The 13,746-nt window shown below is 66.5% G+C and carries 9 protein-coding genes; 6 read left to right on the forward strand and 3 right to left on the reverse strand.

Translation table 11 applies throughout. The features are described from left to right. Positions 1–143 precede the first annotated feature (143 nt). From NTM_RS18005 to NTM_RS18025, 5 genes are all read left to right on the forward strand, one after another. Entirely contained in the window at positions 144–5,171 is a 5,028-nt protein-coding gene (locus NTM_RS18005) for a Calx-beta domain-containing protein (protein WP_272955234.1), read from the forward strand. Positions 5,172–5,272: 101 nt separating this feature from the next. Continuing rightward, entirely contained in the window at positions 5,273–6,232 is a 960-nt protein-coding gene (locus NTM_RS18010; RefSeq protein WP_104866023.1) for an ABC transporter substrate-binding protein, read from the forward strand. Then, complete coding sequence (locus NTM_RS18015) at positions 6,222–7,112, forward strand: amino acid ABC transporter permease (RefSeq protein WP_163767035.1); 891 nt, start codon at positions 6,222–6,224, stop codon at positions 7,110–7,112. The genes NTM_RS18010 and NTM_RS18015 overlap by 11 nt, the downstream gene beginning before the upstream one ends. Beyond that, the gene (locus tag NTM_RS18020; protein WP_163767036.1) at positions 7,105–7,872 is read left to right on the forward strand and encodes an amino acid ABC transporter ATP-binding protein; all 768 of its coding nucleotides are present in this window, start codon (positions 7,105–7,107) and stop codon (positions 7,870–7,872) included. The genes NTM_RS18015 and NTM_RS18020 overlap by 8 nt, the downstream gene beginning before the upstream one ends. Continuing rightward, a complete protein-coding gene (locus tag NTM_RS18025) occupies positions 7,869–9,602 on the forward strand; it encodes an aminotransferase class V-fold PLP-dependent enzyme (RefSeq protein ID WP_163767037.1) in 1,734 nt (577 codons plus the stop codon). Before NTM_RS18020 ends, NTM_RS18025 begins: the two co-directional genes overlap by 4 nt. On the opposite strand, the gene NTM_RS18030 is transcribed toward NTM_RS18025, so the two are convergent. After that, entirely contained in the window at positions 9,583–10,077 is a 495-nt protein-coding gene (locus tag NTM_RS18030; protein ID WP_170312020.1) for an NADPH-dependent FMN reductase, read from the reverse strand. The two genes, NTM_RS18025 and NTM_RS18030, sit on opposite strands and share 20 nt — an antisense overlap. 69 nt (positions 10,078–10,146) lie before the next feature. After that, on the reverse strand, positions 10,147–11,376 hold the full coding sequence (locus NTM_RS18035) for a glutaminase (RefSeq protein WP_104866019.1): 1,230 nt from the start codon (positions 11,374–11,376) through the stop codon (positions 10,147–10,149). Between the two features lie 89 nt (positions 11,377–11,465). Here NTM_RS18035 and NTM_RS18040 point away from each other — a divergent pair, with 89 nt between their 5' ends. Continuing rightward, the gene (locus NTM_RS18040; RefSeq protein ID WP_163769538.1) at positions 11,466–12,629 is read left to right on the forward strand and encodes an SGNH/GDSL hydrolase family protein; all 1,164 of its coding nucleotides are present in this window, start codon (positions 11,466–11,468) and stop codon (positions 12,627–12,629) included. On the opposite strand, the gene NTM_RS18045 is transcribed toward NTM_RS18040, so the two are convergent. Further along, on the reverse strand, positions 12,626–13,711 hold the full coding sequence (locus NTM_RS18045) for an IS630 family transposase (protein ID WP_163767038.1): 1,086 nt from the start codon (positions 13,709–13,711) through the stop codon (positions 12,626–12,628). The two genes, NTM_RS18040 and NTM_RS18045, sit on opposite strands and share 4 nt — an antisense overlap. Positions 13,712–13,746: the final 35 nt, after the last annotated feature.

The raw sequence follows: 13,746 nt of genomic DNA on the forward strand, positions 1-13,746 counted from the left end.
TTATGCCTTTCCAAGTCGTCAATATCACATTCGTGATTTTTGGAACGATTAGCCATAGCCCAGAGGTCGGGCGCCGTGGAATGGACGGGAGTGAGTTGCTGATGGGCTACGGGCGATTTGTTGGTCGTGTCGGTGCGTTAGCTGTGGCGCTGGGAATCGGGTTGGCCGGTCCCGCCGTCGCCTCCGCCGGTCCGGGCGACGACACCAGCGCCGGGGAGTCGCGCTCCGACGCCAGCGCCGAGTCGGCCGGCTCCGACACCCGCGCCAAGAAGCCCACCGCAAGGTCACAAGACTCCACCGATTCACCGACCGACGCCGACGGCCCGGATCAGTCCAACGACGACCCGGAGCCAGACGACTCCGATCAGGACTCCGACACGGACTCCAACACGGACGGGGATGACGACGCAACGGCCGTCGAGGAACCGGCTGACACCGATCCGGGGGAGGGGGCACGCGAGCGCGACACGGTGCCCCCACGCACCGAGGACGAGAAGGTCTCGGTGACAGACGAATCCGATGTCACCGCGGAGGATCCCCTCGACGCACCCGACACAACGACCTCCACGCCGCCGTCGGAGAGGGCATCCGCCGCCGCCGTCCAAGGACAGACCGCGTCGGTGTCCTTGCACACCGACAGATCCGCGGTGCAGACCGCGACGGTGTCCTCCGGCCTGACCGTCATCGTCTCGAAGTTCCTGAGCCTGCTGGGTATCGGATCGTCGGTAGGCAACGACACCGCACCGCTGCCCAGGTTCGAATTCGTCGCCGCGGTCTTCGGTGCGATCCGCCGCGAGATGGACAAGCTGTTCGCCAACAACGGCCCGACAGCCGCACTCGCATCGACCAGTCTCACCGCACCCGGCATCCTCACCGGTTCGGTGATCGCCTCCGACCCCGAGGGCGACAAGCTCGTCTATTCAATCCTGCAGGCGCCCAACCGAGGAACCGTCGTCGTGGACAGCACCGGCGCGTTCACCTACACGGCCAACCCGCTGCTGACCGGCGCCGGACAGGACAGCTTCGTCGTCCAGGTCCGCGACGCCGGCTTCCATCTGTTCTCCGTCACACCGACCAAGACGCAGGTCCCGGTGACCATCACCTTCGGCGCCGACGGCGTTGTCACCCAGACCACTTCATTACTGTTGGCCGGCCGGACCGCCGGAGCCGGCACCATGGTCACCGCGTCCGCCGGCACCGGAACGATCTATCACATCACCACGTCCGGGCCCGACATCGTCGGCTTCAACCCGGCCAGGGACAAACTCGACCTCGGCGACGTGTCCGTGCACAACTTCATCGTCGTCGACACCCCCGACGGCGTCGGCTTCCGTAACCCGTGGTCCGGCGAGACCACTGTGCTGCGTGGCGTGTCGCTGGGCCAGCTCACCGTCGACAGCTTCGCCCCCGTCCTGAACGATCATCTGCGCCAGGATCTCTCGGGCGCGCTGGCGTGGGAGCACGGCATCACGCCCAAGGCCAACACCGTCTACGCGCGGTCGCACGAGATCGGCCAGATCGACCGGGTCACCTTCAACCCCGCGACCGACGTCGTCGACTTCCGCTACTTCGGCACCCGTGAGCAGATCTACATGTCCGACACCCCCGACGGCGTCGTGATCTCCAACGCCGGCACCGGACAGGCCCTGATCCTTCAAGGCATCACCAAAAGCCAGCTCACCGCAACAAACTTCATCTTCCACAGCGCCCAGGTCCGCGAGGACCGTCTGAACCAGCAGCTCGGCATCGGCACCGTGCCCGACTCCCAGGTGCTGCCGCAGGGTGTTCCGATCGCAGGTACCAACACCTGGCCCACCGCTGCGGGCAACGGCCGGCCCCCGACCGGCCAGAGCGGCACCACGACGAAGATCTCCTGGCAGTACGGCAGCCACACCACGCTGAACTTCGACCCGAGCAAGGACAAGCTCGACTTCGGCTGGTTCAAGGCCCACGAGTTCGACGTCACCGAGGTCGCGGGCTCCACCCGCATCGCGATCACCGGAAACAACCAGTCCTACACACTTACCGGTGTCGCGCTCGGTGAGCTGCAGCCCAGCAACATCATCGCGCTCGACGAGAGCGCCCGGGTGACATGGAGCAACCTGATCTACGGCGCCGGGCAGACGGTCACACCGCCGAAGCTCTCGGTCGGCGATGCCCAAGTGCTGGAGGGCAATTCGGGATCGTCGACGATCGTGTTCACGGTGACGCTGTCGAAGCCGTCCTCCGAGACGGTGACGGTCAGCTACAGCACGAGCAACGGAACCGCCACAGCCGCCGGCGGTGACTACGTGCCCGCGGTCGGCACACTGACGTTCACCCCCGGACAGACCTCGAAGACCGTCGACGTCCTGGTCACCGGCGATGCCGTCGTCGAGCTCGACGAGCAGTTCACCCTGACGCTGTCGTCGCCGGTCAACGCGACCATCGCGGACGGCACCGGGGTCGGCACCATCGTCAACGACGATGTCGACCAGGCGCCGGCGGCGCCACCGAGCGTGTCGATCGCCGACCTCACCGTGACGGAGGGCAACGGCGCGCACAGCCACTTCATGTTCGTCGTCACGCTGAGCAAGCCGTCGACCGAGACCGTCACGGTGCGCTATGCGACGTCCAGCGGCACCGCGACCGCCGGGGTGGACTACACCGCCACCACCGGGACCATCACCTTCGCGCCCGGGGTCGCCACCCAGCTGGTGCACGTCGACGTCATCGGTGACTCCGTCGTCGAACCGGACGAGACGTTCTTCGTGACGCTGTCGAACCCGACCGGCGCGACCATCGCCGACGGGGTGGCCACCGGCACGATCGCCGACGACGACAACGTCGTCGTCCCGGGGGCCGGCGGGGAGAACTCCGGCAACCCCGGCGACGCGCTCTGGGGCGAGGCGTTCTTCGCCCCCTATGTGGACATGGGGGCCTGGCCGGTGCCGGACCTGCTCGCACTCGCTCAGCAGCGCGGGATCTCGCTGCTGACACTCGGTTTCATGCAGGCGACCCCGGACGGCAAGCTGGCCTGGGCCGGGCTGTCGGCGCTGCGCCCTGACTCGGACTTCGACCAGGCCAAGGCGATCAACCGGTCGATCGCGGCGCTGCAGGCCGCCGGCGGCGACGTGATGATCTCGCTCGGCGGCGCAGCGGGCACCAGCCTCGCGCAGTGGTACGCCGCGCACGGCCTGGGGGCGCAGGCACTGGCCAACGCCTACGCCGAGGTCGCCGATTTCTACAAGCTCAACCGGATCGACTTCGACATCGAGGGTGCCGCGGTCGCCGAGCCCGCCTCGATCGCGCTGAACGCCCAGGCGCTCAAACTGCTGCAGCAGATGCGTCCGGACCTGGAGATCTGGTACACGCTGCCGGTGCTGCCCAGCGGTCTGACCGCCGACGGGATCAACGTCGTGCGCAAGGCCGTCGAGGCTGGCGTCAGGCTTGACGGCGTCAACGTGATGGCGATGGATTACGGTGAGTCGGCGGCGCCCACCTCGGGCCCGAATGCGAAGACCATGGGCGCCTACGCGATTCAAGCCGCGGAATCCACCTACGCCCAGCTGAACAGCTTGTACGCGGGATACGGGCAGTCCTTCGGCTGGAATCAGCTCGGTGTGACACCGATGATCGGCGTCAACGACGTGCTCACCGAGGTGTTCAGCGTCGCCGACGCGCAGGCGCTCGAGGACTTCGCGCGCGCCAGGGGGCTCGGCATGCTGTCGATGTGGTCGCTGAACCGGGACTACCCGGGCAGCCTGGGTCAGGCCACCACCAACACCTCCGGAACCGACACGCCCGCAGGCGGATTCAGCTCCGTCTTCAACGACTACGGCACCGTGAATCCGATCTCTGGTCCGCCGCCGGCGATCTCGATCGCCGATCTGTCGGTCGCCGAGGGCAACGGCACGGGTTCGCACTTCATGTTCGTCGTCACCCTGGACAAGCCGTCGACGCAGACGGTCACCGTCGGCTACGCGACGTCGAACGGGACCGCGACCGCGGGTACCGACTACGTCGCGACGTCGGGCACCGTCACGTTCGCTCCCGGCGTGACCTCGCAGATGGTGCACGTCAGCGTCGTCGGCGACACCGTCGCCGAATCCAACGAGACCTTCACGGTGACGCTGTCGAACCCGAGCGGCGCGACCATCGCCGACGGCATCGCGACCGGCACCATTGTCGACGACGACGGCACCACCCCGACCCCGGGCGGAAACGCCTCGGTCCGCTACACCGTCAACGACAACTGGGGCTCGGGCTTCACCGCATCCGTTGCCGTGACCGCCGGGGCGGACGGAATGAACGGTTGGACCGTCGAATTCGATTCCCCGGCCCAGATCAGCAACATCTGGAACGCCGAGATCGTCAGCCGGGTCGGCAACCACTACGTGGTGCGCAACGCGTCCTACAACGCGCAGGTCGCCGCCGGGCAGACGGTGACCTTCGGATTCCAGGCCTCACCGGGGGGCGGTTCGGCGACCGCGACCAACTTCACGGTCAACGGCGTCGCCGGCGGCGAGAACCCGACCGTGGTTCCGCCGAAGGTGTCGGTGGCCGACGCGAGCGTGACGGAGTCCCACAGCGGTGCCAAGAACCTGGTGTTCGTCGTGACCCTGGACAAGCCGGCCACCTCCGCGGTCAGCGTCGCGTACACCACGTCGAACGGAACTGCCATAGCGGGAACCGATTTCACGGCGACCGCCGGGGTGCTGACGTTCGCCGCGGGAGAGACCACCGCGCAGATCGCCGTCCCGATCCTCGGCGACACCGCCGTCGAGGCGGACGAGACGTTCACCCTCACGCTGTCGAACCCGAACGGGGTGACCATCGCCGACGGATCCGCGGTCGGCACGATCCTCAACGACGACGTCGTCGCACCGGCTCCCGGCAACTCGTCGGCGACGATGGTGGTCAACGACAACTGGGGTTCGGGCTTCACCGCGACCGTAACCGTGACGGCCGGGTCGGCCGGGTTGAACGGCTGGACCGTCGAATTCGATTCGGCGGCCGAGATCAGCAATATCTGGAACGCCGAGATCGTCAGCCGGGTCGGTACCCGCTATGTGGTGCGCAACGCGGAGTGGAACCCGAAGGTCGCCGCGGGCAAGACCGTCACGTTCGGTTTCCAGGCGTCCCCGGGAGGCGGTTCGGCGACGGCGTCGAACTTCACGGTGACCAGGTAGGGAGGGCGTTCCTTCAGGGCCGTGAACTGCGTTTTCAACTTCTTGTTGAGAGGACTTCAACAGTTTGTTGTAGCGTGGCGGGCACCACACCTGGAGGACATATGCGATCACCAGCGTCACGCCGTCTTCGATTCACCGTGCTGGTCACGGGAGCCTTCGTCGCCGGGCTCACCGCATGCGGAGGAGGTGGAACCGGATCGGATACCGGAGGGCCCGACGCCTCGGATAATCAGTCCGCGATCCCCGACAACAGCGCGCTGATCGCCGAGATCGCGCCGGACCCGGAGCTCGCCGCGACGCTGCCGCCGCCGGTCGCCGAGTCGAAAACGATCAACGTCGGCTCCAACATCCAATCGGCTCCGAACAACTTCTACGCCGGTGACGGCACGTCACCGATCGGATACGAGGTGGACCTCGCCAAGGCCATCGGCTCGAAGCTCGGGGTGCAGATGGCGTACCAGGACATGGCTTTCGGTTCGCTGATCACCAGTCTGCAGTCCAACCGGATCGATATGACGATGGCCGCGATGAACGACACCAAGGAGCGCCAGCAGCAGGTCGACTTCGTCGACTATTTCTCGTCCGGTATCACCATCATGGTGCAGAAGGGCAATCCCGAAGGCGTCACCGGCCCGGACACGCTGTGCGGCAAGAACGTTGCGGTGGTACAGGGAACCAGCCATCAGAAGTTCGCCGCGGCCCAAAGCGACAAATGCGTGCAGGCCGGACAAGCCGCCGTGAACGTCACCGCGACCGACAGCGATACCCAGAACCAGAATCAGCTCCGCACCGGTCGCGTCGCGGCGATTCTCAACGATCTGCCCAGCGCGGTCTACATCTCGCGTACGGCCAACGGCGGAAATGCCTTCGAGGTGGTTCCCGGGCCGCCGATCGAAGGTGGCCCATACGGCATCGGTTTCGCCAAGAACAATACCGCCCTGCGGGATTCGGTGAACCAGGCGCTCAGCGCGCTGATCGCCGACGGAACGTACGGCGAGATCCTCGCGAGCTGGGGGGTCGAACAGGGCGCGCTGACAGAGACCGCAATCAATGGTGGTTGAGCCGCTGCCCATCGTCCGCCTGCGGCACTGGGGCAGATGGATCAGCGCCGCCGTCATCGCCGGGGTGTTGGCTCTCGTCGCCGCCACCCTGGCGCGAGCCCAGATCGATTGGGCGGCGGTGCCCGACTTCGTCGTCTACCGGGTGATGCTGGTCGGTTTGGTGAACACGGTGTTGCTCGCAGTCATCGCGCAGACCGTGGCCATCGTGATCGGCACCGTCATCGCGTTGATGCGCCGTAGCGCGAACCCGGTGTCGCGGTGGTTCGCCACCGCCTACATCTGGCTGTTCCGCGGGCTTCCGGTGCTGCTGCAGATCCTGATCTGGTACAACCTCGCCCTCGTGATCCCGACCATCTCGATTCCGTTGCCGTTCGGCGGATATCTGCTCGACGAACCGACCAACGTCCTGGTGAGTGCGTTCACCGCGGCGCTGTTGGGGCTTGCGTTGAACGAGAGCGCCTATATGGCCGAGATCGTGCGAGCAGGGTTGAACAGTGTGGACGCCGGTCAGGTCGAGGCGGCGAAGTCGATCGGGATGAGTCCGGCGATGACGCTGCGCCGCGTCGTGCTCCCGCAGGCGATGCGGGTGATCATCCCGCCCACCGGCAACGACTTCGTCGACATGTTGAAAGGCACCTCGATCGCCTCTGTGATCGGGGTGACCGAACTGCTGCACGCGGCGAACAACATCTCGTCTCACAACCTGCTGGTCATGGAGACGCTCTTCGCCGCAGCCGTGTGGTACATGGTGGTGGTGACGATTGCCGGTGTGGCGCAGCACTATCTGGAACGCACTTTCGGTGCGAGTGAACGCGGCGCGGCCGCTGCGGCGGGCAGAACACTGCGTGCCCTGCCCCTTCGAAGGAGTGCCCGTGTCTGAGCCGCTGCTGCGGGCCGTCGGCGTGCGAAAGAGCTACGGGCACACCGAAGTCCTGCGAGGAATCGACCTGGAGGTGCATCGCGGTCAGGTGGTGTGTCTGTTGGGCCCGTCGGGGGCGGGCAAGAGCACCTTCCTGCGCTGCCTCAATCACCTCGAGACGATCGACGCCGGGCAGGTCTGGGTGGACGGCAAACCGATCGGCTTCGAACTGCGCAACGGCAGGCTCTACGAACTTCGCGAACGTGATGTCGCCTTACAACGCCGAGACATCGGGATGGTCTTCCAGCGGTTCAATCTGTTCGGCCACCGCACCGCGCTGGAGAACGTCGTCGAGGGACCGATCCGAGTCTTGGGTGTCTCACCGGGTGCTGCACGGGAGAACGGGCTGGAGCTTCTGGACCGTGTCGGCCTCGCCTCTCGCGCGGACGCGTATCCCGCGCAGTTGTCCGGAGGTCAGCAGCAACGCGTGGCGATCGCTCGGGCGTTGGCGATGAAACCGAAATTGATGCTGTTCGACGAGCCCACGTCGGCATTGGATCCCGAGCTGGTCGGCGAGGTACTGGCGGTGATGAACACGTTGGTCGACGAGGGAATGACGATGGTGGTGGTGACCCACGAGATCGGTTTCGCCGCCGAGGCCGCCGACGAAATCGTGTTCATGGCTGACGGATGCGTAGTGGAGACCGGTTCGCCCGACCGAATCCTCAAGGCGCCCAGCCACGAGCGCACGCGCCAGTTCCTGGCCCGGGTGCTTGCGTGACACCGATCTCACCGCGCTACCGGCTTCAGTTCTCCGAACCCGCGGGTTATCTCGACTTCGCGCGGTTCGGTCCGCCGTCGTATGCCGTGCTCGACACCACCGCCATGCTGCTGGAAAAGGCCACACACGCCGGACCCGGCACCGTGGACGAGCTGATGAGGGAAGAGACGAGGGTCAAGGCGGCGGCAGCCCGGTTGTGCGGCAGCGACATCGACCACGTCGTGTTACAGCCCCACACCAGTCTCGGATTGATGCAGGCGGCGTTCAACGCCGCGGGTGGCTCGGTGTTGGTGGCCGCCACCGAATTTCCCGCCAACACCTACCCGTGGGCCCGCGCCGAACAGGCTGGGCGGCTGACCATGCGTGCGCTGCCGGACGGTCACGTCACCGCGGATCGGGTGGCGGCCGCGTTGACCGACGACATCACGATGGTCTCGGTGAGTGCGGTGGACTTCCGCACCGGATATCGCGCCGATCTGGCAGCCTTGCGTGACGTCGTCGGTGACCGCCTTCTCGTCGTCGACGGGATCCAGGGATTCGGCGTGATCGACGAACCGTGGGAAGTCGCCGACATCCTGGTCGTCGGCGGTCAGAAATGGCTGCGGGCGGGGTGGGGCACCGGGTTCGCGGTGCTCTCGGACCGGACACTGGAACGGATGGACCCGGTGCTGTCGGGCTGGACCGGTGCGCGCGATCCCGGGTTGTTCGACAACTCGATCCATCCGCCGGACCGGACCGCTGCCGCCTGGTCGATCTCCAACCTGAGCCCGGTGACCTCCGGTGCGTTCGCCGCGGCACTCGAACTCGTCGAAGACGCGGGTGTCGGCGTGATCACCGCCCACCTCGCGGAGCGCGTCGAAGCGCTGGAGGAGGTCGTGGTCTCGTGCGGGGCGCAGATCGTCTCCGAGCGCCGGCGACGAGCGGGGATCCTGGCGTTCACCCTGCCGGACCATCCGGCCGAGCAGGTCGGCGCGGCGCTGAGCGCCGCGGCGATCGCGTCGACCGTTCGACCTGATCATGTGCGGCTCTCGCCACACATCACGACCTCGTCGGAGACTCTCGAGCAGCTCCGAACAGCTCTACGGACCCTGACGTCGCCGAGTCCGTCGATGCCGGTGCTGCCCCCGGTCCCCGCGGGTGCGGCCACACACGACGTGCTGATGTCGCTGATCCCCGCCGTTCACGGGCTGGCAGCGATGCTGGGGCCCGGCAACGAGGTTCTGTTGCACGACTTCTCGCGATTGCCCGATTCGATCGTGGCGATCGCCGGCGATCTCACCCACCGCACAGTCGGCGGACCGATGACCGATCTCCTTCTCGGTCTCATCCGTCGCGGCACCACCCAGGACCTGATCAACTACCGCACGAACAACCCTGACGGACGGCCGATCCGGTCCTCGACGCTGTTCCTTCGCGACGCCGACGGTGTCGCGGTCGGGTGCCTGTGCGTGAACAGCGAGTTGTCCGTGACGGTCTCGGAGAACGTCGCGGCTCAGGACGAGAGCTTCCCCCCTGACGTGGACAGCTTGCAGCAGTTCCTGGTGGACCGGGCGATATCGAAGGTCGGAGTGCAGCCCTCGGAGATGAAGAAGCAGCAGAAGGCCGCCGTGGTGCGCGAGCTCGACGACGCGGGCTTCTTTCTCATCCGGGACTCCGTCGACCACGTCGCCGGGCGCTTGGACGTGACGCGCTACACGATCTACAACTACCTCAACGAGATTCGGGGCTGACCTGAGGAGCGTACGGGCGCGCCAGCTCGAGCCATCTTTCGAGGTCCGGGGAGGTCTCGTATTCCGAGTCCAACAGGTACAGGCTGGGCGCGGGGCAACTCGCGCCGATCTCCACGAGGACCGGACGCAACGTGAGTTCGGGTGCCAGCGCATGGGTGGGCGCGCCGCCCAGCATCACCGCGAAGGTGGTCTTCTGGCCCAGCTCGCCCGCGCCGAACTGGTCGAGGAACAGCTTGAGTAGTCCGGTGTAGGTGCCTTTGAAGGTGGGGGAGGCGACCACGAGGAAATCGGCGGCGAGCACGGTGGCCTTGGCGCGCGCGACCTCCGGGTCGCCCCAGCCGAGCAGACCGGCGCCGAGGTCGATGACGTCGATCACCGCCTCGGGTGGGCGCCCGCCGAGCTTCTCGGCGATCAGCTCCGCCGCCGCCCTGGTCCTGGACTTCGGCTTCGGATTACCCACCACCACAACGGGCATGCCGTCCCCTCTCTTCACGTGGCACGAGGGTACTCAACCCGTTGTGCGGCAACGGCGCTCCGGTTGCGCTCACGCTGAGGAAATCGGTACGTCAAGAAGTCCCTCGGGGTCGATCAGGGAGACCTCATGGCCGTCGAGGGTGAGCCGACGGACGATCTCGAGCAGCATCCGGCGTGCGACGTCGTCGATCGAATACGCCATCGTCAGATCCAGTTTCACGTGATGTTCTGCCGGCGCGGTATCGGTGACTTCGCGAATCACCCGCTCGGCGCCGGCGAAGCGGATTCCGCCCTGCAGCTGGATCACCCGGACCGCATCGGGTCCCTCGCCGACGGCGTGATTGGACCGCACGACCGCGCGACTGGCGGCCGGGATCTCCATCACGTGCAAACCCATGTCCGACGAGAACCGCCCGAACAGCCCCACGCCGCGCACGCTGTTGCCATGGACGTCCAATCGCGGTGAGAACGTGGCGATCCCGATCTGCCCTGGCAGCGCACCGATCAGGCCACCGGCGACCCCGCTTTTGGCCGGGATACCGACCTGGGTCGCCCAGTCACCGGCGGCGTCGTACATTCCACAGCTGAACATCACACTGAGCACCTGACGCACCACCGGTTCGGGCACCACGCGCTCCCCGGAGACCGGATTCACGCCGTGGTTGGCCAGGGTGGCGGCCATCACCGCCAAATCGAGCGTCGTGACGAGCAGGGAACACTGCCGGGTATACCCCTCGACGACGGCGGCGGGGTCCTCGGTGATCACGTTGTAGCTGCGAAGCATGTGGGCGATGGCCAGGTTGCGATGCGCGTGCTCCAACTCCGAGGCGCACACCGCATCGTCGAACATCAGGCGGCGGCCTGCGAACGCCGAAAGCCCGTCGACCACACGCTCCAGCCGAGCTGTCGCGTCGATACCCTCGGGCCCGACGAGGGAGTGCGCGGTGATCGCGCCCGCGTTGATCATCGGGTTGAGCGGACGCCCGGTGCCCCCTTCGAGGGAGAGTTCGTTGAACGCCTCGCCGGAGGGTTCGACACCGACCTTGGCCAGCACCGCGTCGAAGCCACGGTCGGCGAGCGCAAGCGCGTAGGCGAACGGCTTGGAGATCGACTGGATGGTGAACTCGGTATCGACGTCGCCGACGCCGTAAACCGCACCGTCGACCATCGCGAATGCCGCGCCGAGCCGCTCGGGGTTCGCCGCAGCCAGTTCGGGAATGTAGTCCGCCAGTGCCCCCGAGCTGTCTGACGCGACGTCGCCGAGGGCTTCGGTGAGGTAGTCAGGAATCGGTGACCGCATGGCCCTGCTCACGCACAGTCCGGCTCACGAGGGGAGTGTATCGAGGTTGACGGCGACGCGTAGCGTGTCGGAATGAGCGGAGGCCCATGATGATTTCGCATCCGATCACCATCGACCTGTTCCACGGACTCGCGGAGCTGGAGGACACCGGCCGAGGCTGGCTTGCGCATCGTCTGCCGCGCGCCGCTCGTGCGCGATGCGACGATCCGCAGCTGTTGAGCGCGGAGGCGCAGCCATCGGGTGTGCGGCTGGCAGTGCGCTCGGCCGCGACCGTGATCGAGCTCGACCTTCTGCGCACCCGAGTGGTGCTGACCGGTGTGCCGCCCCGCGCCGACGGTGTCGTGGATCTGCTGATCGACGGTCGGCGGGTTGGGCACGCGGAGGTGTACGGGGGTGATCTGGTGCGTGTCGACCCGCGCACGGGTGCGAGTGAGACGGATTCGGGTGACGTGGCGACCCTGCGCTTCGCCGGGTTACCGCCGCGGGACAAGACGGTGGAGCTTTGGCTGCCCCACTACGAGCGAACCGAGCTGGTCGGCGTGCGCACCGATGCGCCGATCGCGCCCGTGCCGACCGGTCGGCCCACGTGGGTCCACCACGGCAGCTCGATCAGTCAGGGCTCCAATGCGGACAGCCCGAGCACCACCTGGCCGGCGTTGGTGGCCGCTGCCAGAAACCTCGACCTGGTGAATCTCGGGTTCTCCGGCAGCGCCATGCTGGATCCGTTCGTGGCCAGGGTGATTCGCGACCGCCCCGCTGACCTGATCAGCGTGAAGATCGGCATCAACCTGGTGAACGCCGATCTGATGCGCAGGCGTGCGTTCGGTCCCGCTGTACACGGATTCCTCGACACCATCCGTGACGGCCACCCGACGACGCCACTGATCGTCATCGGACCACTGCACTGCCCGATCCACGAGTTCACGCCGGGGCCGGGGAGTTTCGACGTCGAAGCACTCGCGGCGGGCGCCGTGCGCTTCGTGGCGCTGGGTGACCCCGACGACGCCGTCGTGCCGAACGCGGGACTACGTCGACTCACGCTCCGCGGCATACGCGAACAGCTCGCCGAGATCGTGCAGGGGCGACAGGTCGAGGATCCGCACCTGTCCTACGTCGACGGTCTCGATTTGTACGGGCCGGGCGACGAAGCCTCGCATCCGTTGCCTGACAACCTGCACCCCGATGCCACCACTCATCGGCTGATCGCCGAGCGGTTCGGCGCGGTCCTCGGGGCGCTGTCGCGTCGGCGCTAGTGTCCTGAGTCATTAATTATGGTGCAGTAGTTGGCGATACTGGCCAGGATTTGGTCGGCGGTCTTGGTCCAGACGTAGGGCCGGGGGTTGTCGTTCCAGGTAGCGATCCAGGCGCGGATGTCGGCGTTGAGTTGGCGCACCGAAGTGTGGGTGCCGCGTCGCAGTTTCTTGGTGGTCAGCTCGGCGAACCATCGTTCGACGAGGTTGAGCCATGAGGAGCTGGTCGGGGTGAAGTGCAGGACGAAACGGGGATGGTTTGTCAGCCAACGCTTTACCGCTGGCGTCTTGTGGGTGGAGGCGTTGTCGAGCACGACATGACAGTCCAGATCGGCGGGGACTACGGTGTCGATCTTCTTCAGGAACGCCAGGAACTCCTGGGAGCGGTGGCGGGCATGCAGTGAGCCGATGACCTGGCCTGTGGCCAGATCCAATGCCGCGTACAGGCTGGAGGTGCCGTGACGCACGTAGTCGTGGCTTGCCCGCGCCGGGGTGCCCGGCAGCATCGGGAACACCGGTTGGGTGCGGTTGAGCGCCTGGATCTGGGTTTTCTCGTCCACGCACAGCACCACCGCGCGCTCCGGGGGATCCAGGTAGAGACCGACGACGTCGCGGACCTTCTCGGCAAACAGCGGATCTTTGGACAGCTTCCACGAATCCTGTTTGTGCGGCGCCAGTCCGAACGCCCGCCAGACACGGGAGACCATCGACTGGCTCAACCCGAGGTGATCGGCCATCGAGCGGGTCGACCAGTGCGTGGCATCCGGTGGCGTGCTCTCCAATGTCGCGGTGATCAGGTCCTTGATCTTCTCGTCACCGACCACCCGGGGCCGGCCCGGCCGTGGTTCGTCGAGCAGGCCGTCGCACCGGTCGACGACGAACCGGTTGCGCCACCGACGCACCGTGGTGATCGACAACTCCAGCCGTTCGGCGATCTCGGTGTTAGACCCACCGTCTGCTGCCGCCAACACAATTCGCGATCGCATCGCCAGCCCTGCAGCGCCGGTCCGGCGCCGCGCCCATCCCTCCAACTCGGCCCGCTCCTCAGCGGTCAACACAATCTCAGCAGCATGAGGCGTCGGCACAACCCAGTTTAACAACTAGATTGCAATTAATGACT

The organism is Mycolicibacterium parafortuitum (assembly GCF_010725485.1).
Lineage (GTDB): Bacteria > Actinomycetota > Actinomycetes > Mycobacteriales > Mycobacteriaceae > Mycobacterium.

Coding starts and splice junctions, on each gene's coding strand:
- NTM_RS18030 (WP_170312020.1), bottom strand. CDS start 10,077: ATGCCCGTTGTGGTGGTGGGTAATCCGAAGCCGAAGTCCAGGACCAGG.
- NTM_RS18035 (WP_104866019.1), bottom strand. CDS start 11,376: ATGCGGTCACCGATTCCTGACTACCTCACCGAAGCCCTCGGCGACGTC.
- NTM_RS18015 (WP_163767035.1), top strand. CDS start 6,222: ATGGTGGTTGAGCCGCTGCCCATCGTCCGCCTGCGGCACTGGGGCAGA.
- NTM_RS18010 (WP_104866023.1), top strand. CDS start 5,273: ATGCGATCACCAGCGTCACGCCGTCTTCGATTCACCGTGCTGGTCACG.
- NTM_RS18040 (WP_163769538.1), top strand. CDS start 11,466: ATGATTTCGCATCCGATCACCATCGACCTGTTCCACGGACTCGCGGAG.